The sequence below is a fragment of the Stenotrophomonas sp. HMSC10F07 genome (genome assembly GCF_001807895.1).
Lineage (GTDB): Bacteria > Pseudomonadota > Gammaproteobacteria > Xanthomonadales > Xanthomonadaceae > Stenotrophomonas > Stenotrophomonas sepilia.
The window spans coordinates 1-20,633 of the sequence record NZ_KV791449.1 but is presented as its reverse complement, the minus strand read 5'-3'; the positions used below and the strand labels follow the sequence as shown (position 1 = coordinate 20,633).

17 protein-coding genes and 1 pseudogene are annotated in these 20,633 nt (G+C 57.2%); 5 read left to right on the top strand and 13 right to left on the bottom strand.

What is annotated here, in order from left to right; translation table 11 throughout:
• Together HMPREF3114_RS20785 and HMPREF3114_RS18995 are read left to right on the top strand one after the other, a co-directional pair.
• The coding region (locus HMPREF3114_RS20785; protein WP_141750858.1) for a restriction endonuclease at positions 1-406 on the top strand (406 nt) is incomplete at its 5' end.
• Positions 407-889: 483 nt separating this feature from the next.
• Complete coding sequence (locus tag HMPREF3114_RS18995; RefSeq protein ID WP_070490439.1) at positions 890-2,200, top strand: class I SAM-dependent methyltransferase; 1,311 nt, start codon at positions 890-892, stop codon at positions 2,198-2,200.
• Here HMPREF3114_RS18995 and HMPREF3114_RS18990 read toward each other — a convergent pair.
• From HMPREF3114_RS18990 to HMPREF3114_RS18950, 9 genes and pseudogenes are all read right to left on the bottom strand, one after another.
• Complete coding sequence (locus tag HMPREF3114_RS18990; RefSeq protein ID WP_141750857.1) at positions 2,197-3,258, bottom strand: hypothetical protein; 1,062 nt, start codon at positions 3,256-3,258, stop codon at positions 2,197-2,199. The two genes, HMPREF3114_RS18995 and HMPREF3114_RS18990, sit on opposite strands and share 4 nt — an antisense overlap.
• Positions 3,248-3,901, bottom strand: coding sequence for a hypothetical protein (locus HMPREF3114_RS18985; RefSeq protein WP_070490435.1), 654 nt, complete (start codon positions 3,899-3,901; stop codon positions 3,248-3,250). Before HMPREF3114_RS18985 ends, HMPREF3114_RS18990 begins: the two co-directional genes overlap by 11 nt.
• Positions 3,898-5,898 carry a Rad50 family protein gene (locus HMPREF3114_RS18980; protein ID WP_070490433.1) on the bottom strand — a complete coding sequence of 667 codons (2,001 nt, stop codon included), beginning with the start codon at positions 5,896-5,898 and terminating at the stop codon, positions 3,898-3,900. Before HMPREF3114_RS18980 ends, HMPREF3114_RS18985 begins: the two co-directional genes overlap by 4 nt.
• 96 nt (positions 5,899-5,994) lie before the next feature.
• Positions 5,995-7,173: a hypothetical protein gene (locus HMPREF3114_RS18975; RefSeq protein ID WP_141750856.1), complete on the bottom strand. Its 1,179-nt coding sequence runs from the start codon at positions 7,171-7,173 to the stop codon at positions 5,995-5,997.
• Positions 7,170-7,859 (bottom strand): hypothetical protein, encoded by a 690-nt coding sequence (locus HMPREF3114_RS18970; protein ID WP_070490429.1) that lies wholly within the window; start codon positions 7,857-7,859, stop codon positions 7,170-7,172. Before HMPREF3114_RS18970 ends, HMPREF3114_RS18975 begins: the two co-directional genes overlap by 4 nt.
• Positions 7,852-9,870: an AAA family ATPase gene (locus HMPREF3114_RS18965; protein WP_070490427.1), complete on the bottom strand. Its 2,019-nt coding sequence runs from the start codon at positions 9,868-9,870 to the stop codon at positions 7,852-7,854. The genes HMPREF3114_RS18970 and HMPREF3114_RS18965 overlap by 8 nt, the downstream gene beginning before the upstream one ends.
• Positions 9,871-10,548: 678 nt before the next feature.
• Entirely contained in the window at positions 10,549-11,175 is a 627-nt protein-coding gene (locus HMPREF3114_RS18960; RefSeq protein ID WP_070490425.1) for a DUF5677 domain-containing protein, read from the bottom strand.
• Between the two features lie 64 nt (positions 11,176-11,239).
• Positions 11,240-12,523: a hypothetical protein gene (locus HMPREF3114_RS18955; protein ID WP_141750855.1), complete on the bottom strand. Its 1,284-nt coding sequence runs from the start codon at positions 12,521-12,523 to the stop codon at positions 11,240-11,242.
• 461 nt (positions 12,524-12,984) lie between these two features.
• Positions 12,985-13,536: pseudogene (locus HMPREF3114_RS18950) on the bottom strand (LysE family transporter); the annotation flags it as partial.
• Here HMPREF3114_RS18950 and HMPREF3114_RS18945 point away from each other — a divergent pair.
• The 3 genes from HMPREF3114_RS18945 to HMPREF3114_RS18935 all read left to right on the top strand — a co-directional run bounded on the left by HMPREF3114_RS18945 (position 13,433) and on the right by HMPREF3114_RS18935 (position 16,755).
• Complete coding sequence (locus HMPREF3114_RS18945; protein WP_083297630.1) at positions 13,433-14,137, top strand: YaaW family protein; 705 nt, start codon at positions 13,433-13,435, stop codon at positions 14,135-14,137. The pseudogene HMPREF3114_RS18950 and the gene HMPREF3114_RS18945 overlap by 104 nt on opposite strands.
• Positions 14,138-14,896: 759 nt before the next feature.
• Positions 14,897-15,433, top strand: a complete 537-nt coding sequence (locus tag HMPREF3114_RS18940) for an ImmA/IrrE family metallo-endopeptidase (RefSeq protein WP_049459172.1) — start codon at positions 14,897-14,899, stop codon at positions 15,431-15,433.
• 65 nt (positions 15,434-15,498) lie between these two features.
• Positions 15,499-16,755, top strand: coding sequence for a hypothetical protein (locus tag HMPREF3114_RS18935; RefSeq protein WP_070490421.1), 1,257 nt, complete (start codon positions 15,499-15,501; stop codon positions 16,753-16,755).
• Positions 16,756-16,778: 23 nt separating this feature from the next.
• Here the strand turns inward: HMPREF3114_RS18935 and HMPREF3114_RS18930 are convergent, their stop codons facing one another.
• The 4 genes from HMPREF3114_RS18930 to HMPREF3114_RS20780 form a co-directional block, all read right to left on the bottom strand.
• The gene (locus HMPREF3114_RS18930; RefSeq protein WP_070490419.1) at positions 16,779-17,978 is read right to left on the bottom strand and encodes a hypothetical protein; all 1,200 of its coding nucleotides are present in this window, start codon (positions 17,976-17,978) and stop codon (positions 16,779-16,781) included.
• 274 nt (positions 17,979-18,252) lie between these two features.
• Complete coding sequence (locus tag HMPREF3114_RS18925) at positions 18,253-18,432, bottom strand: hypothetical protein (RefSeq protein ID WP_049459169.1); 180 nt, start codon at positions 18,430-18,432, stop codon at positions 18,253-18,255.
• A gap of 953 nt (positions 18,433-19,385) precedes the next feature.
• Positions 19,386-19,862: an HAD family hydrolase gene (locus tag HMPREF3114_RS18915; RefSeq protein WP_070490415.1), complete on the bottom strand. Its 477-nt coding sequence runs from the start codon at positions 19,860-19,862 to the stop codon at positions 19,386-19,388.
• Positions 19,863-20,153: 291 nt separating this feature from the next.
• Positions 20,154-20,540 (bottom strand): MbcA/ParS/Xre antitoxin family protein, encoded by a 387-nt coding sequence (locus HMPREF3114_RS20780; protein WP_176746395.1) that lies wholly within the window; start codon positions 20,538-20,540, stop codon positions 20,154-20,156.
• Positions 20,541-20,633: the final 93 nt, after the last annotated feature.

Here is a 20,633-nt window from a genome sequence, read left to right as displayed (position 1 = left end):
GGAATTTCTCTCTAAGGCTTTTGCGGCCTTTGGCCTGGCCCCTCGGAGTGGCTTCCGCAATACAGGTGAGCAGATAGATGGGAGCTTTGTACTTCACTACCACACATACCTCGTCGAGGCAAAGTGGCAGAACAGCAAGACCGATGCGGCCGATCTGCGAGCGTTTGCCGGCAAGGTGAGAGACAAGGTTGCTTGGAGCAGAGGTGTCTTTATCAGCAACTCCGGCTTCACGGACGTAGGCCTGGAAGCCTTTGGACGAGGGCACCAGGTAATTTGCATAGAAGGTCTAGATCTTTATGACGCCCTACAGCGCCGACTGGATCTTGCCGATGTGATCGCGCTCAAGGACCGACGCGCAGTGGAGACTGGCCGCCCATTCGTACGCGTGCGCGAGCTTTTCCCCTAACCAAAGCGGCAGGAGCCAAGATCCGAGACAGTCCCCACGGAAGTCGGTATTCCGGTGCTCATACCAGTCGGGCATGCGAGCCAGCCGCCGCCAATGGGCTGGGGCCGGCGGCGAGCAAAGCATCGATGAGATCGGAGACCGCCTTGGCCGCTTGCGGGTTGGCTGCGGCTAGCTGTAGAAGCCTGGAATCGGGCACCAACTGGGGCTCTAATCCGGCCGAGTTGGAGCCAGCAATTAGCCCCTGTGCATATTTGCATACCCGGAGCGCGTGGCCTTCCAGCTTCACAAATCGACCGGCAGCGATTCTGGATACTTGGGAAGCATCGATTCCCAATGCCCTGCCGACACTTGACCGGCTTACTTCCGGTAGGGCCAGAGCTTGCCTGAGCACGGAGATACCGGTAACTTTGTCCATGCTCTGAGTATGCAAATCTGCATCCTCTTATGCAAATTTTAGGCAAATCCAACATGCATGGAGTTCCGATGGAGTTGGCTCCACAGTCCGCCCAGAGTCACCCCGATCTGTGCGTTTCCTTCGAGGAATGGACCGGCGGCCGCAAGATCGTGTCCATCGGCTCAAATGCCGGCGCCCAGCGCCTGCCATTCCAGGGATGGCATCACTTCAAGGAGGCATTCGCCCCTGAGGTCATCGCCCGGGCAGTCAATGAGAGCGCCCGTGAAGTCCGCTCCTGCCTAGATCCGTTTGGGGGCTCTGGAACGACCGCCCTCGCCTGTCAGTTCCTGGGCGTTGAGCCGACGACAGTCGAGGTCAATCCATACTTGGCTGACCTGATCGAGGCCAAGCTATCCAGCTACGACGCTGATGATCTTGCACTGGATCTCAGCCGCGTGGTCGCGGCCGTAGGCAGCCGCCGGCGAGCATCACTGGCTCGGTTCAAGAACGTGCCACCGACGTTCATCGAATCGGCTTCCCAGGATCGCTGGGTGTTCAACCGAAATGTCGCCGAGCGCATTGCTTGCCACTTGGACGCAATCGAAGAACTTGCCCGCCCAACTCATCGCAGGCTATTCAAGGCAATGCTGGGCGGCATGCTGATCTCGGTGAGCAACGTGCTGATCAACGGCAAGGGGCGCCGCTACAGAAGCAATTGGCAGGAACGAGACATCCCGCCAAGGCTGGTGGACGAGCTGTTTGAAGAGCGCACCCGCCACGCAATCAAAGAAATTCATGCCCATCGCATGCGCCGTCACCGTGGATATCATGTGCTCCGCGGTACCTGCATCGAGCAGATCGCAGGCAGCAAGAAATCCGATTTGGCTGTATTTTCACCTCCGTACCCCAACTCGTTCGACTACACCGACGTGTACAACGTGGAGTTGTGGATGCTCGGCTATCTTGGCGGGAAAGACGCCAATCGCGATCTTCGCATGTCCACTCTCTGTTCCCATGTGCAGATCAAGCGCGAATTCGCTCCCGCGCCTAAGGGTTCTCGTCGCCTGAACCTGGCCCTTGGTCGCTTGGCTCGCGTAAAGGGAGAACTCTGGTCCCCGTGGATTCCGGAGATGGTTGGCGGCTACTTCCATGACATGGCTCAGGTGATGGCTGCATTGCACGGCCGCCTGAATGATCGTGGTGAAATCTGGGCCGTTGTAGGCGATAGCCGCTATGCCGGCATTCGGATTCAGGTTGCAAACATCCTCGCCGACCTCGCAGCTCCATTGGGCTTTGAGGTCGTCAAGGTTGAGCCTTTCCGATCAATGAGATCGTCTGCTCAACAGGGTGGCAAACAAGAGCTCGATGAGAGCCTGGTGATCCTTCGCAAGAAGGGCTAGTTCACCAAGGCATCCCGGGCACGGTCGGCCGTTGGGTACAACGGCCAAGCCCACAGCCCCACGTTCCAAGTAGCAGCGTTGCTGACTTCATGTGCGATCGCCGCCTCAGGATCTGGCGGCTTTCGCATGTCATAGCATGAGAGCGCCGCAAGCCGGCACTTATGAGCATGCCTGTAGCCCACAGCCTGCTTCACCCCCTTGGTCACCGCCTCAAGATTCTCTCTGGCCGCCACGGGCTTGCCAGACGATGTAAAGCTTTTGAGGACTTTCAGCTCAATGATTGCGTGGTGGGTCCAAACTGAGGGGTCTACCGGGTCCTGCTCCTCAAGATGGAAGTCGAACCTTCCCATCTCCGATGTGCCCTCTTGCCTGACGGCAATTGCACCAAAGCCTAACCGGGCGGTGAGAGCGACGTGCAGGATGTCCTGCACCGCCTTCTCGGCATGCATGATGGGAATCGTCTTTTGCTGGTTCTCCCAGAGACTACGAGCCAGGTTCGACGCTGTAGGGCTGACCAAAAGACGGGCATGAGCGCCTTTGAGCATGTCCCGGATATGTTCGAGAGAGAGGTCAGCAGATTTCAACGAAAGATCGTCGTACACGTTGGGCTTACCCATCCCTTCTGGGAAGGCCCTCATCAGGTGCTCGCTCTCACTGGCGTCGTAGTAGATCGCTGGCGAATCCCCCATCCCCAGGGTCTGCGTAACGTAATTGAATCGATCCGCCGCAGTTCCCTGAGGTAGATCCAAGCCCGTTGCAACGGCCAACCGGGACGCACCTGTCCACAAGCGACCCTCAATACTCTGCGCCCCCATGTTGAACAGGTGACGAACTTCCCCACCCTCTGCCGAGGGGGGAATGATTCCCTCTAAGACGAAGATCACAGGTCCATCAGCCATTGGCTTACCAGCCAAAGCTCGACGACGACGAATGATCTTCGCAGCCTCATGGCAGAACTGAGTAAACGCAGGCAGATCCTGGTTGTATCCAGAACCGGTATAGGCACTGACAGTCCCTAGCAAGCTATCGTCAGACCACAGGCCACCATCACTTGCCATTGCGCAGCCTCCAGCCCAAGTGATCCATGTACAGCTCCATCAGCTCTGCCGGCTTCAGCCTGCGGCCTGCAACTGACTGGAGCTTGGCCAGAACGTACTCAGTTGGTGTCGTAGCGTCTGGGCGGATCCAGCGCCCCAAATCCACGACGTTACCCGCGTCCACACGTGGATCGCCATAGGTAGCGTCCTGAGTGAGCGCCACCGCTTGCTCAACGTCTGAGAGGCGATTGGTTGCCTGAACTACATCATCGAGGAAGTCCAGAAGATTTGAGTCTTCTGGAATGCCGCGCATCGTGGACAGGACACGATCGCAGAACTCACGATTGACCACGAACCTACCCTGGATGCGCAGACCATCGTCTGTCGTGGCCAAATCAGCGACAACCAGCAGCCCCATGCCCACCAAACTATCAATGTCAGCCTGGACGCCCGGAAAGTACGGCTGCTTGTCCGTCTTGAAAACGGCAGCATCGAACGGCGGCAGCCCCCAGGCCGGCGCCAGTGCGTTGGCCAGGTACCACAGCGTATGCATTCGCTTGGCTTCTACTGGTCGAGTACCGGAGCGCTCGACTGCATCAATCAGCCCCAAGAGGATGATCTGTCGACGCCTGGGATCCACAAAGCTCCCATAGGAGGTGGTCATTGCCCGAGCCCCTGGATAAGGATGTTCTCCCACTCCTTGCGGTACTTGTCTCCCACAGCCTTCACCGCGGCCGTGGGCACGGCCACGTCCATCAAATTCAGCAACCGATCTCGCTTCTCCGCCGGCGGCACACCAAGCCTGATCAGATCAGGCAGCAGGCGCCCATCAATCAGGTTTGAGGTAATCAATAGACGATTTGTGCTCGATGGCTGCCCGAATCGGCACAGAACCTCAGCAGCCCGCTCCACGAACACAGCATCCAGCGAGGACTCCGGTGCATCGATCACCAGACTTCCCCCCTTCCCTTCACCCGCAATTTCAATGAGCGCCATGCGGAATGCGAGGTCGATGAACTCACGCTGGCTCTCTGAGACGGCAGAAGGCCCCTCTCGGCGGTGGCTTACGCCGAAGTCCGTCCCCCCCATATCGAGGTCAAAAGTGGACGTTTCGATCGTCTGCAGCTGTCCGACCTGACGTACCTGGGGAGTCCACTTCAGTGCGACATCTTCAAAAAGAAAGTCCTTGGCGTATCTATTGAAGGCCCGCTTGATCTGTTCCACGCGTTGGAACACGCTCCTGTCAAAATTCTGCGCGGTTGCCTCAAATTCCTTCGTCAGCTTCTCAAGGCGAGCTCTATCCTGGTCCACCGAGTGCCGCAGACCGATGAGCTCCTTCTTTGCTTGGAGCTGCATCTCATCGTCCGTGGGAAGAGACTTGATGAGTGATGTCAGCAGCTTGTCCCGAGCACTGACCTCATCTGAAAGCTTCAGCATGTATGAGCTGCGATTGTCATAGCTCTCAGAAACGGCTCGAAGCTCACTCTGCAGCTCTGCAGCGCGCACCCTGGCACGCTCCAAAGCATCCCGAGTCTCGGCAAGGCTTTCAAACTTAGGCGCGGCCGTCTCCGGTCCTTCTACGTGCGCCGGGCTACCGCAGAGCACGCACATTGAATGCTCCGCACGCGACTCGATCGTGGCAGAAAATCCAGGCGACTCTTCCGAGCAAACGGCACACTTTCCATCCAGCATCAGCAAAGACAGGAGGTACTTGGCTGTCTCCGATTTGGAAGGGAACTGACTGTGAATGATCTGAAGCCGTCCATCCTCCAACTGCTCCTGCAGGCGACTGGCTCGGTCCTCAGCTTCCAGCAATTGGCGCCGCAGCCCACGCCGGAACTCGTCAATGTCGTTGACCTCCGAAACGAGCTGCGCCTGCTTCTCTAGATCTCGCTCCTGCAACGGCTGCAACGATCGGACTTGGCTAAGGACATCCTGACTATCGGTCCTCTTGCGCTCCTCCTCATCAACTCGCGCCTCAAGCCGACCTAGGGCCGCATTGGTATTTCGTATCCCACTGTCCAGCTTCAGGATCTCTCGCTCTTTCGTGTACAGATCCCTGGCAGCCGTAGGGGGCAGGAAAAGCATGCGGAAGACCTGTCGTTGCGCCGATGCATCCCATACCAGCGACCTTCGGTCCTCGAAGTAGAACACCAGCTGCCGTAGGAACATCAACCAGTCGCCGAATGAAGACAGGCCGGCACAGGTGACCACGTGCTGCTGGTAGTCCCCCTCCTTGTTCCCGACCAGCTTTCCGTCAACCCAAAGGCCCATCAGCGAAAGATTCTTAATCGCGCGCTTCACGACAACTCGGCTCTCTCCTAGCCGGAACTGAAGTTCCGCGTGCGCGGTTGCTGCACGGTCGCTCACCCTGTCCGCAAACATGGCCTTCTGCCTGGCTGGCAAGGCGATCTCATCCAGAGACTGCCCACCAAGCTCGGTTGCATTGAGCGTCTGGTGTGACAGATCATGCGGCCCGCTGAGCATGCGGAACAGCATCGTGGCCATGGTGGTTTTACCCAGACCGTTGGTACCCACAACCAGCGTCAGGCCAGGCCTGAAGGTCAGCTGTAGCCCAGGACGATCCGGCTTACCTGGGTAGAGGCCGTATTCGTGGACGTGGAAGTGTTCGAGAATTGGGAAACTGATCGAACTGTGCATACCTGAGCTCTCTAATGGAGTCGGGGGAATGGCCAATCGTCTGCTCAATGCCTGAGCTAGGTCGTGAGGGGCCTAAAACGGCCTAGCAAGCAACGGCTAGGGAGCGGAGGGCTCCGGGGAGTTCACCAATGACAGATCTGCCTCTTGCGTCCCTTGAGGGTCTGCTGAGGCGGACGCAGCGCTGTCAATGTTCGACTCAGCCGCAACCGTAAGGTCCGGCACCTCGTCGTCCCAAGCTTTATCCAGCGGAGGGTCCATCTGATACCAGCGCAGATTGACGTTCAGTCGTTCCGCATGAGGCTTGAAGCCAGGCATCTGATCAGACTGATCCTTTCGCCCGTCGAAGATGCACGCAAATACGCCGGCGGTGTCCACCCTGCGATACCTGTTGGCCTGTTTGATGCCCTTCCAGATCCAACGTCGATGCGCGGCGTTGCCACGACCTTCAATGAGAACCTTCAGCTCAATCATGACGGAAGTGTAGTTGTGAAGACCACCCGGATTGGGCCACTGAACTCGGATATCGCAACGACCTCCCCTGCCGACGGTCTCCTCATCGACAATGGCCTTCAGGTAGAGATAGCGGTTATCGAGCGCCGTGAAGAGGTAGGACTGGATAGCTTCTTCAGGGTTATGGACAAGCTTGTAGGGCTTAGCCGGTCCCAACCAAATCCTCCGGGAAATCCGGCTTGCGGCAATCTTCAGCGTTTGGTCGTGGAACTCATGGATGTCTTTATCAATGCGCTCAACGGACAGCGCATCCAAGCCGCTACGCATCTGGAACTCGGGCGGATGCTCGCACCAGGACTCGAGGTCATCCCCACCATAGTGCAGCATCATCTTCCGCTGGGCGAGCGGAAGCACAACGAACGTCGCCTCGGGGGGAAGCATCATACAGGTCGCCATGGCATCGCTGATCGAGCTGAATCCACCCCTGACCCTAATCATCCGGCGAGTGTTCTCAGTCGTCAGCACCACACCTTCAAGATTCGCATCGAAGGCTGACCTGAACACAATCTCCTTGTCAGTGCCCACAGACGCGAAGTCAGCGCACTCAATGTCCGGCGAGACCGTATGAATCAGCACGAGCACCTGCGTATTTTTGATGCCGTTACTATCCAGGATCGGAGCATTAGCCTCGAGCCACTCGCGGTACCAGGCTGAGCAAGACTGCACGAAGCGCTGAGCCTCAGTGCCAGAAGGAGTGACCGTTGGGTTGCCGAGCCCGCCGATCTCTTGTTTAGTCAGCGCTACTGGGCTGGTAGGCACACTCATGCGCTGCCCCCTGCACGTCGCGACAGAACGACTTGATAGGCGGCCACCACATCACGGCGGTTAAAGAACCCTTTGCTCTGCAAATGGTCATCGATTGAGTGAAGACCACGAACGGTCGGCGTCTCGTCCTCACTCGGATCTTGAAGCTCTAGAATTTCACCATGTTTGCGCACTGCTCTCTGATAGGTGAGGTCTGCCTCCAGAGTCCGATCAAGCACTTGGGAATCTGCTTGGGCGGCGTCAGACCCGAGCGACTCAGCAGATGCCAGTGACATATCCAGCAGGAACCGATAGATGCGATCCCCGGTCATCGTCATGCGCAGGTGCTTGCACGCCTTGATACCAGCCAGTGTTGGCCGAAAGACGCCCTCAAACTGCAGATCCCGAGGCGCCGGGTGCGGTCTGAAGTCGGTAACGTCCAAGAGCCCTGCCATCACCAGATGACCCAAAGCGATGTGAGCCATGCGGTAGTACGGCCCGTGCTCAGATCGGCGTGCCCGCTGGCGCAGTGGGACGATGCTGTAAAATTTTGAAGAAGCAAAGGAGACAAAAAGCAGCGAATGCAATCTCTGCCGGTTCAACACCGGCAGGCCTGCCGCCTCATTGGCGACGACAAGTAGAAGCATCCAACGAATGAAGAAAAGGCGGTCGTGGTCGGCAACCGTCACCTGTTTGAGCTTAGGCATCGGCGTACTTCCGCATCTCTGCCAATAGCGCGGCCTTGGCGTCCTTCTCCTTCAGAACACCTGGCTCAGCGGCTAGCGTCATCAGGTTGATCAGGCGGTGAGAGTCTTTGCTTGCCAGCCTCTCTCCATCCTTCAGGCCAAGCAAGTCCGGGATCATGGACGTGCCGTTCACATTGGAAGTAGCGATCAGCTTCGTAGCTCCGCCTTCGGCGGCGAACTTGCGAATCATCAATGCGGCCCGTTCCATGAACCATGAGTCGAGGCTCGCTTCGGGCGTCTCCATGATCAGCATTGTTCCGGAATCAGCGCCGATCATGTCGAGCAGCGTCATTCGGAAGGCCAAGTCCAAAAATTCCTTCTGGGACTCCGATACGCTGGAGGGCTCTGTTCTCTCATGGGTCGCCATGTGTGTGCTTGACGTCATGGAGACTCGGAACGTTGGGACCTTGATGGGTACCGCACCCGTGACGATCTTGACCGACGCATTTCGCGAGAACTCGACTGCCACCTTTTCTAGCAGGAACTGCTCGGCATATGCGGTCAGTCTCTGACCCAGATCCTGCTCGAATGCACCCATTCGAGTGCTAAGCGCGGCGATCTGGGTCCGATAGTCCTGGTTGAGCTGGTTTCGCCTCACCCGAAGTTGCTCAATGGCCGCCTCTTCAGATGCCAACTCCCCTGGATTGCCGCCATTTGCAGCCATGACCTCGTTTGGCCATTGGATGGCGAGCTGTTCAAGCTTATGGACCAACTCGTTGCGCCTGACTGCCAAGGGACGGAGCGCTGCAAGCGCCTCGCTGTACACCTTGTCCCCTTCCTCCTGGCCAGCCTCACGGCGCAGTATTTCAGCCTCAAGCGTCGCGATCTTTTCCTCAAGATCCAACAACTCTTGTGGGGACTGCTCACCTTCGTCCGCTGCTATCTCCGGTAGCTTTCCATCACAAATGAAACAGTGATGCTGCTCAAGACGCTCATTGATGACCGCCACTTCGTTGCTTCCGGCACGGCCGCACACAAAGCAACCCAAATTCGATGTGAGCCCCTGAATCAGAAGCGCCATCTTGTCCTTATGCGGAACCGGCAGAATCTGCGAAATGAAGGCCGCGTCTCGCTTGTGGAATTCGTGTGTGATCTGATCCAGCCGGTTCTGAAGATCATCCAGTTCACGCCGCCCGGCATCCTGTTGAGCGATGGCGTCCTGGACAGACTGATTGCCAAACGCTACCGCCTTGCTAGCTTGTGCAAGCTCGTCCTGGGTCTCCTGCAGAACGCGTCGGACTTCCTCTACACCGACGCCATCCAGCCCAACCGCAGCGATGACCTTGGCGTGCATCTCCTTCCGGTCGTTCAGCTGATACACGCGATTTCGCAGATCGCTATCGACCTTCTGAATTTCCTTGTAGAGAGCATTGAGGCTGGCCATGTTTGGCGCCTCGGCAAAGAGCATCTTGAACAGCTCGACCTGAGCTGTGGCAGACCAAAGCAGCGGTAGGCGCTCTTCGGTGAAAAACTGAACATAGCGCACTACCATGTGGTAGTCGTAAGCCGAGCTCATGCCGGCCAGCACAGCCATGCGATCCAAGAACTGGGCGTTGGTGCTGTCTTCGATCGACTCCTTACCCACGGTAAGCTTGATGATGCTCAGATCGACCAAGCTGCGCTCAATTACGACCTTGGTCGCACCAATACGGTAAGTAAGAACCGCAGATGCGGCCGCAGGCAAGTTCGGCACTCGAGCGGCAAAGAACTTGAACTTCTTCGTATTGACGAGACTACGTCGGCTCGCCTTCCCGATGTCCCGCGTGGCGGCCTTGCTGGGGTTGCTTGCGCCCAGAAGCATGCGCAATGCCAAGTTTAGCAACGTGGTTTTGCCAATGCCATTGACGCCGGCAATTACGGTTACGCCAGCACTGAATATCAGATCCAGTCCGTTCTTGGCTGCGCCTGGGTAAAGCGGATAGTTTGAGACCTGGAGCCGGTCCAGGACCGGAAGGTGAATCGGTGTGCGCATGCATCCCCCTGATGCGTTAAGTAGGCCTGTCCATGACCGTGCGTTGCCGATGAACAGTGGAATCGCCCTGCCCTAGCTCACAGATTAGCGCCGAGTGACCGTGCTTGCCATCAGCCTTAAGGCCAAGGCATCAGACGTTTCCAGACGCTGGATGCCGGTGGGATGCAAGCAACTGAAATCTCTAGTATTTATGACGATGCCAATAGGCGACTACGGTGGCAACGCTGTCATTCTCCAGCCCGCCACGCAAGGTTCCCTCAAGGTTCGCTTCCAGTACTGCGCCGAAGTGTGGCCTCCCTGAATCGGGCGATGGCAGTACCAACCCTACTGTCACATTTGACTTCGCCACGGGGCGCCCCCGTGCGGTTCCTGCTATGTAAAGCGATGATCCAAGTAGGCAGAGTGAGCGAGATTCTTCCGTGGATGGAAGTTAGCTCAAGCTCGTGTGGAGCGTTGTGGTGATTGGCTAACACAAGGCAAGATGACGCACCAAAGACATCTAAGCTGATCGGATGAAGCCACGACACTTCACGCTGCGGGGGCCGAAGCTCACTGACTTCGACCCCCACATCCTATCTGCGGCGCCGCACCCGGCACTGCCTGTAGCGTATCAACCGTCGGCAAGAGGCGCCTAGGCAGTGCTAGCCGAAATGGGCCGTAGCAGGTCGGTGCTATCGATCAGGCCAGTTCGCCGCTACCAACCTTCTCCTGCCAGAGAGCTCCCGCGATCTCCAGAAGATCATTGACGTTGTCCAGCAGTACCGTCACTTCTGCCTCATTGGGATTCCAGCGGCACGAGAACATGTTGGCGTGCGCGGCGTTTACGGAGTAAAGGCGGTAGATGTTGTAGATGAAGTCCAGATCCAGCTCGCCAAGAATATTGTAAACCCTGACGCCAGGGTCTTTGACCTTGTTTCCATCGTCATCCAAGAACTCAGCCAGATGCTGACGATTCTCCTCCGTCAGCACATCCCGCCCCGCCTTGTCGTCACGACGCTGGGCGCTGTCGAGGCCCTTAGCGTTCTTGAGAATGTCGTACTTGAGTTGCTGCTCAACGCTTTCAACCGTGATCACACCGTTGACCAAGCCGTACATGTACGCAAAGTGCTCGATCGACACCCGATGCACCATCGCCGCGGGGCTACCGTAGTCTGTTTGTACAAGCGAAACCACCGCCTTACTGTTGGCGATCAACTTCGCCCAGAACTGCAGGGCCAACTGCTGATCTTGTGCCACTTTCGGTGCAAGCTCCTTGAACTTTGCTTCCGCACCGGCCAAGAGCAAATCTGCTTTATCCAACGACATCGCTAAGTCCCTCTTTTGTTGCTCCTACGGAGCGTGGTGGTAAAACATCCGGGAAACGTCGACGCTAACTGCCAACTAGTCCATTGAGGAAGTCATCAAAGCCATTAGCTTGATCAACGCGAAGCTTCTCAAGGCGCGCGATATGATCGGCGTAGACGTCAGTGAATTCTGACAACAACGTCGGCTGGCCAAGCGCCTGTAGCGAAGCTCTGATCCGATCCGGAGCCCTCGCGAACTTCCGGGCTAGGTGCTTTGGATCGCGCTCCAGATCGTACTGATATGCCGCCTCGTCACCAGCGGGGCGTGGCGCCAAATACGAGTCAAATTCTTCGGGCATCACGGAGGGATTTCCCACCTCCAGTACCGCGTGAAGCGCAGAAAGCTCAGCCTCACTCAACGACGCAGCTGAGGCGTGGTCGCCGGAGTAGGTGCGGTGCAGCCTCTCGAACACCCCGCGATTGAGGTGCTCAATGGGAATTTCATGCCCCACTCTGTAGGAGAGGTGGCGAGAGGACTTGATACGGTTGATCGCAGCAGAAAGCGCATTGCTACCTAGTGAGTACTTGAGCCGGATACTCGCCTTGGTCGCGTTGAAGGTCCCATCGCCCCAGCTATTAAGAGGTGGCAGTTCATCTGCAATCTTACGAAGCGTGTCACGACCTGAAGGGCCTGCGAAGGATCCGCAGGCAGCTTCAGCCTCGACGGTCATAAGTGTATAGCGGATGTCCTCAAGGATCTTGCACAGCTCAGCATAGCCTTGAGCGAAATGGGCCAGATCGATGTGATCCAGCTCTTCCAGATGCAGCTCATCGTCATCAGAATTACTCGCATATCTGAAGACTTGTCCTGTCGAGTCAACCGATTCAAGATCCTGGATGTACGGCTCCAGTGCACCAGCTAGGCTCTCTAGACGGCTGTCAGTGGCCTTGCATATATCGTTGAGCATGTTCCAGTAGAGCTTGATGCTGTGCTTGGTGCCGATCTCAGGCTTTGATAGGCCCTTGCGATCGTTAGGATGCCTCAGCTTGAACGCCGTCCAAGCCAATGGGATCAGGTGCTTGATGGACAACTCAACATGGTGGCGAGCGCAATAGCAGATCGGGTAGACCAGGATGTCCTCGATGCGGCCACGGGCCCACATTGGGCGGGCGTTCGAGGGCGGCACCAGTCCAAGTGACACAAGAAGAACCTCAGTGGCCTTCTCAAATCCACCTGCATACAGGGGCGCATTTTCGACTGAACCAGTGTTCTCACCCACGCATGCGTTGTAATGCGGGTCAGCACCGGCCTCAATGGCGGATTGGAAAAGAACCTTGGTTGCCGGTTCTAGGGACTCATCATCTGCCATATCCGTTCCATCCTTTCATCGGTCTTCCTAGGGAGTTGTTTGGTAGCGACTCCGCCCCAGGAGCACAGATCGGATCGATCCGCCTGATCGGGAGACGAACTGGACATCGGCACAAGCCGCCAGATATTTAGCTCGGTGAAGGTGCGAGGCATCTGTCGAGCGGTACAAGGGGACGCCGGGCTGAGCCCTAATCCGGGGCGAAACAATGCTGAAGCCAACGCTCCGCCGCTGCTCCACTGCGAGTGGTGCCAAGGAGCCCTATTGCCATCAGCGTGTGCTCACGCAGTCCGCAGGCTCGGGTTCTACCCCGATATCACGGACGGTTCCAAAAGAGCTGCAATCTTCTGATCTTGCCGGGCGACCCTGATCCGAATGCAGGATGACTTCGTGGCTGCCTTGGCGCTATCAGAGCCCAGCAGCAGCACATCAGGCAGTCCAAATGATACGCCAGCCTTCATGGCTCAGCTCACCTTGAGCGGCTTGAGCAATAGCAGCAGACTCAAGCCCAGCATGAAGAGGGCCATGACGCTGTCCAGCACGCGCCAGGCCCGCGGGTTCTTGAACACGGGAAGCAACAGTCGAGCGCCGTAGCCAAGGAGGGTGAACCAGGCTGCACTCGCACAGCAGGCGCCCAGCGCGAATGCCCAGCGGATCTCTGCCGGATACCGGGTAGATAGGCTGCCCAGCAGCACCATGGTGTCCAGATAGACGTGGGGATTCAGAAAGGTAAATGCGAGGACAGTTAGCAGGACTGGCCGCCAGTGCTGCTTCGCCGTGGACGCGGCAATGAGTTCGCCACCTCCACGGATGGCGCGTTGCGCAGCCATCGCACCATAAATGGCCAGGAAGGCAGCGCCGCCGAACCGAAGCAACTGCAGCAGCCATGGCCACTGGTGGACCAATGCGCCGATGCCAGCCACCCCAGCCAGAATGAGGACGATGTCTCCCAGCATGCAAACCAGCACCACCAGACCCACATGGCTCTGCTGCAGGCCCTGGCGCAGCAACCCAGATCATCATCAGTACTGGGAGCAGATTGCAGCCGAAATTCAGTGCTTCGGGGCAAACACCTTCGCTACGATGTTCCGGGGTGGCAAGGGCGTTCAGTACAAGGAAGTGCTGATGGATGTATGCGATAAGATGAAGGTGAACTACACGAAAAACTCCAGCGTAGAGAAGATCGAGAGCAATCTTTTGATGAAGATCCTTACGGACGCACTGGAGAAGATGAGCCCCGAAGAACTGAGAGAACTGGCAGAGTCCACCGGCGTCAAGAACACCAATGGTGTCACGGCTGAAACCATGGTCGGCGTGTTCCAGGCGGTGTTCCGGCTGGGTGGCTTCAGGTCATACCAACTGACCGCGATCATAGTGAACGCCATCCTTAAAGCGCTCATTGGCCGCGGGCTTTCCTTCGCTGGCAACATCGCCCTCACCAGAACGATGGCATTGCTGACTGGACCGATTGGCTGGGTGATCACTGGGATCTGGACTGCAGTCGATGTTGCAGGCGCTGCGTACCGAGTCACTATCCCTTCGGTCATTCAAGTTGCCGCACTTCGCCAGAAGCATCTGTACGAACACCTCGCAGAAGAAGTTAGCTTCAGCAATTGATCTCGAACTTGGGGAGGCTTAGTCACTGGCCTCCCCATTTGGTCGCAAGTGTGGCGAGATGTCCGCAGGATTCGCCCCCCCCTCACCGCCAACGAACTGCGTGATCCACTGTATGCTCGCATGTAGCAAGTTGAAGCACCAACGGGAATGGGTATCAATCGCGCCAGCTTGTCGATTGCTGCAGTCATGGATCATTTGAGACGAATCCGGCTATTTCGATAGTCAACCTGAACTGTCATCCATTGCATTCTGTTGCCGTGGACTGATGCCGCCTCACCTAGCCCAATTGGGGCCGGCCCAGGATCGTTCGTGAAGATGAGTTGGGCAGGTACGACGGAGGGCAACCTCACTCGCTCCTTAGCCCAACTTGCCGGCCAGGGGATGGGCCAATTTGCGCATTTGACCCCTTTTTCACTCTTTGGCTACCCAGACGTTGAGGGGGAGGCAACTCCCTGAACGGAGCAACTCAAGGCGCACCCGTCCCAGACAGGGATCAGCCCTGACAAGAGTACGGCTCCACTCCGCACCCCCTCCGCTAGTGACACCAAATGCCCTTCACACAGCGTTTTTAGCACTGCTAGCAAAGTGGTTCCTGGGAAAGCACCCCCAAGGCGTTGCCATGCCAAGCCCACCCCACCTGCCCCTTCCCGCCCCCCCCTTCCCAGCAACTCTGGCCAATCGCAGGCGTTGCGACGCAGGGGTGTTGTACTTGTAAGGCAATACGTGGTGCTACAATTTTCTTTACAGACGGGGACGATCATGACGGTCACTTGGGACAAGCCGAAAGAACTGGGATGGGCACGTGTCGACGTTTCAGCCCTAGCTGCGGATGTTGCTACGAAGCTGGGCTTCGTCTTGGGCGGCCCCATTGAGCCGATCGTCGAGAGGATGGGTGGCCAGATCGTGTACGGCGAATTGGCCGAAGGCGATTTGGAGTCGGGTTCGATCTCCATCGAGCCTGGCAAGTTCACCATCAACATCCCGTTGAACACCAGTCCTCAGCGCGACAGGTTCACCATTGCCCACGAGCTTGGTCACTTTGTCCTGCACTACCTGCTGCAGAACAACAAGCGCGAAGCGGACAACAAGATCACGCACATGCGTGCGAGGCGCTTCGGCAGTGACAGAACTGAGCACGAAGCCAATTGGTTTGCTGCGTCCTTCCTGATGCCTAGCCAAGCATTCATAGATATCTACAAAGAACTGGATCAGGACATCGCGAAGGTGGCCGAGCGCTTCGGTGTGTCCGAGAGCGCAGCTGGCGTCAGAGCGCGATCGCTTAATCTGATCCCCTGATGGCAACCGAACGACTGGCTCCTGACTCAGTCCGCGAGTCACTTAGGCCGCGCCTGCGACTTTTCATGAGTGCAGACATTGTTGGGTCAACTGCTTTCAAGCAGCGATCCAGCCGTGATTCGGACTCCTGGTTTGGCGTTGTTCGGTCGTTCTACAGCAAGTCTCAAGGGTTCTTCGAGAAGAAGTGGGACGAGGCGTACAAGGCCCACCAGGCCTCACCCAGCATGTTGCCACTGAGCGCTGATCCGCCAGAGCTCTGGAAGACCATTGGCGACGAGGTCCTCTTCACTAAGGAGATCGAGCATCCCCATGAGGCGCTGATTTGCATGAGCGCCTGGATGGGCGTTCTCACTGAACTTCGTAGCATGCTCACCAAGTCGAAGTCACTCGACTTGAAGGCGTCTGCGTGGCTTGCGGATTTTCCCATTCGCAATAGGGAGATCTTCCTGCTCGCCCACGGGCACCGCGTTGTTACAGGCGCCCCCGGCCAACTGGCAGAAGCCAGAAAAGCTGAACTGGCCAAGCAAGGGGCCCAAGCTGTCGCTCCGTTCGACCCGGAACCACAGCCAGATGATGCACATCCACAGTTGACCTCAGCAGATGATCGTACTGCCGATCCGGCCGAGACGGACTCGGATTGGGAGAACGCAGAACTGTTCAAACTTTTCCGAGAAGGCCATTCCACGGTCAGTCGTGACTTCATTGGCCAGTCAATTGACACCGGGTTTCGCGTAAGCGCGGAGGCAACTTCTCGCAAGTTGACCCTCTCAGTTGAACTTGCGCACATGCTTAGCAAGGTATGTGTCGACTTGATCGCCGAACCCAGTCATATCCCGACTCTGGACTACAGGAACTTCAACTTCTACTTTGATGGTAGACAGCCTTTCAAGGGAGTCTTGGGCGGCATTCCGTATCCTGTGATCTGGCTCGACACGGAACCACGCCGAGCCATCTATCGTGCTGAAGACGCACTGATGTGTCGGCCGAAGGCCGAGCCGGTGCTTGTACATGGTTTTACCACGGCGCTGATCCGGGAATTTCCGACGCGCTTCTGCACGATGCTGGAGTTCTCAGGGAACAAACCTACAAAGTACGACCAATTCGAACTCACGATCCATCAGACGATCAGACGGATGGAGAGCGAGTTCTTGGAACGGGACAAGTTCATGGCAGCGCTTGCAGAGTCCAACGATACGATGGATTCAGGCACACGGACCAAGAACACTAACGTGGACCTGCTGCTCGACGAGACGCTTGCTGGCTCCCCGCCACCGCCACCGCCACCGCCACTGCCGCCAGCGCCTCCCAGTACCCCAGTGTAGTGGGAGGGCCAGTAGGCTTTCGCTCACAAGCCCCTGGGGGGGCACCACGGCAGGCTGGAAGAGACGGGAGCAACTCCCCTCCATTTGTCGCGCAAGTCCAACATCTCTGGACAGGTCATCGGAGCTTCCTGGCGCTGACTGACATCGATGATAAGCCTCTGCGCTGTCGCGCTATCTCCTTGCTTCTTTGGGATGAACACGAACAAAAGCAGGAACGCCAAGCCACCCAACGCCAGCCGCTTCAGTTGCTTGAGCACGTTGTTGAACTTTGGCTCTCCATCCTTGATCCGATTCCACTCTGGCTTGAGAACCAAGTTGCCAAGCAAAGTCGCATCGGAGATGGCCTTCTTGATTTCATCGTATCTCTTCTCTTCACCAACTTCGTCGTACTCACCGAGAAGCTTTTCCACCAGCAATTCCAACTGGTCGACGAGAAGCACAGCGGCATCAGACATGCCGCGGTTCTGACTCGGCTTGTAGCTATCGAAGCTCCTACCTGCGCCGCCAATGCGCGTCTGATCAACCAAATGTTTCCAGACGCCAGCGGGCCTACTGCCCTCCAGCTCCACCTCCTTGAACTCACGCAAGCCTGAGGCCGTCTCGCCGAAGTTCAGGTGAAGGAGAATGGCGCGATGTGCCTTCCGAAGGCTGTGCCAGTGATCTGTCAGGTCCTTCTCGAGCTCAACGACCTGCTCCTCCGTTAGCAGCGGTTGCTTTGGCTTGGATGAGTCCTTGGTGGAACCTGCAGTGGGTGCCTCTGAGCCTCCAGCAGCATCAGTTCCAGCACCCTTCTCATCCTGCGCAGGAGCAGCGTCGACAGAGTCAGAACTCTGAATGCTCGCGGCCGCATCCGAGGTCGCACCCACAGCCCGCTGTGCGGCTGCATCTTCTACAGCGGCAATGTGTGAGCCACCAGGCTCGGCTGCAGTATTGGCGCCCTCGTCCGTAGTCGCCGCGGCAGAAGCTGCTTTAGCTGCTTTAGCTGCTTTAGCTGCTTCGGCCGCCGCCGCCCTCACGGTTTCGGCATGCTTGACCCGAATCCTGATACGGCCAGAGATCGTGTAGGCCTCCCCCAGCATTTCCGAGAGCGCCTCGCGAAGGCTATTGATCCAGTCCTTCCGAAAGTCAGAGATCTTGGACTCTTTGTCGGCGATCAGCTTGGTATAGGCGAGCACAGCTGCAATGAGCGCGGCTGCAAAAGCCACGATTTCACGTCCTTCCATGGATCTTCCTCAGAGGTCGTCGGCCTGGCCAGGCACAGGGGGGTAAGCTGACGATATCGGCCGGGCAGCGGGCGAACTTTACAACGTCGCCTTAAATCATTCATCAACTTCCGACTGTTTGCCTTCGGCATACCGCAACGCTGGCTTTGGGTGGCAAGCCACCTGAGGCGGATCCAGTCGGCCTTGATTGGCTCTTCCAGGCTTCAGCTTGGTTGGTATCCACAAAGTCTCAGTTGCCCGTGTTGCACAATGCCGGGCAGGAACTTTGCTGCCCCTACATCAGCGCGCAGATGACCAACGCGCCGGCACCAAGCGTCAACGCCAGGGCGATGGAGACCACAATAGTGACACCGAGCACAATGGTGACTGACAGCTGCTTGCTGAGGATGAAGTTGTTGCCGTTGAAGCAATTCTTGAAGATAGGCTGGAATCGACTTGATTTTTTGTTTGACATGACAGTTTCCTTATTTGATTGTCATGTCTATTTATTCAAGAGAAAAACTGGTGAGCCGATCGGGGCCAAGCGGTCCAGAATTCACTTAGAAGGGGGATCAGCCCCGTCATGAGACCCGCTTCCGATGGCTAAAGAGCACTAGCTACCGCAGCCAACCACCCCTATCGACGGGATCGAAGGAAGTCACGAGCAAAAGTTGCACATGTTTTGCGGTCACACTGTATGTATGCAACGCTATAGAGCTTCACACAAAGGAAGTGGGTCGTGACCGAGACGATGGTTGGGAAGAGGGAATTTCTGATTGAGTACTCCATGCTGACAGGCGCGTCGGCCCAGGACCTAGTGCAGGTCGCGATCATGTATGACCAGAGCCTTCCCGTTGCCCAGACCGCCTTGCGCTCTATGCCCAGTATCGGCTTCATGTCGAACTCAAAGAGGCTTGCTGCGTTCTTCTCAGTATGTCGTCACCTTGAGAACCTAGTCCTCAGAGGGCATTGCGATGCTACACAGGCGATCTTCAGCCTCGCTCTCCTGCGAAAGAGCTCGTCAGATTTCAGGAAGTGTATTGATCTGTTCGACTCCATGGCACCAAGGATCGGTCTCGTAGAGAGATCGTCCATGTCTCGAATTGCTCGAGGCTACTTGGCTAGTTTGGAGCGGGACCTGACCTGATGCTCAGGCGCGACGCGCTGGGGATCAATGCTTCAGATGGGTACTGGTACCTTCTGGTGAACTAATGAATTGCGCGGCCTGACCAAGCTGCCAAGACGATTGCGGCTGATGCGATCTCAGACCTCAACAACGAAGCTGGGATCGAGGTGCGGATTCTCCTAGCGACGACAACGCCTGCTCGACTACGCTTAAGGTTGGGAAGAACCGCGCCTAACGGATTGCGAACAACCGCAGGCGCGTCCGGCCACACTCGGGATGCAGATCGGAGATGACCAGTAGCCTCAGGACTGCGCATCCTCATGCCGGCCGGTCGGAAAAGACTCTAATGCCAGGCTCACCATTCTCTCCTCTAGGCGTCGCTTCGCAACCAGAAGACCTTCGTCCTCAGCCAGATAGGGAGAGTCAAACAATGGCACTTCGACCCACAGTGGCTCCTGGCCTGGATGGACATAGGCCGCGTGGTCGTCAAACAGCAGGGCCTCTCCCAGAGTTGGCGACACGTAGGTCAGATCCTTAGTTCGACCGCTCCAGGTCGTGTAAGCAAGTTGGGCGAACCAATCCGGCACTTTGCCTTCCGAGACCAATAACGCGGCAATCCGACGGAAACGCACTTCGTCCACTGTCGTAAACATGACAAGCTCATCGAACTGTCCCTGCGCGTACTCGAGGAACTCGTACAGTCCCGACCGCGGGATCTGACTGACAGCATTGGAGATCAGGGTGCCCTCCAGGTCGAGAGCCAGAATAGTTGGGCGCATGTGGTATTCCTCGATTTGGGCGTATCCACCCTACCCGTGGCCAGTCGCCCAGACTGAGACTAATTGTCTGGTCGGTCTCCCGAATGATGTTCCACCCGCCGCCCTCTGTCCACGTCGTGAGCCTACTGGTACGCCCCCTCCCAAAGCGTCCAGATACACTCAGTGAGTGCATTGCCGACTCAGCGGCTCCGCGTGAAGAGGTGACTTCGATCTCAGCGGCTTTTATGGCAAGCGCCTTACCCATCTGCTCTCAGAGCATTTCAATCTGATCCGGCCCTTCGCCTGCAGGAGCTAGGCGTCTAGCCGTCCTCCAGCTTCCAGATACTCACGGACCGCGGCCAGGTCCTCGACACTTCCACTGCACATGAGTGTCAGAGCTGGGGCACCGTTGAACAAACTTGCCTTATTGGGTCGACGGATCCAGCCATCAGCCTGTGTCCGGTTTGGAAAGATTGTGTGTAGCGCTCGATAGATGCCCAGAACGTAGCTAATCCTTTCGAGAGTGTCCTGCTGGAGTCCCTCGACAACCCCTGTCTGTGCCAATACAAGAACAACATCTTCGGGCTGGCCAAGAACTGCACACTGCTCAACTGTGCTCAGGGACCATGCGTTGGCGATCTGGCTGAATGATCGCAAGGCCGGCCCAGCAAGGGCAGGATCGATGCCTACAAGTCGCATGCTTATTCGCTCAGCCTGTGAAGTCACTGCGCACATGCTACCGCCGATTGGTTCGATCAGTTGCCCACACTGAAGGGACGACGCCCCCCCCCC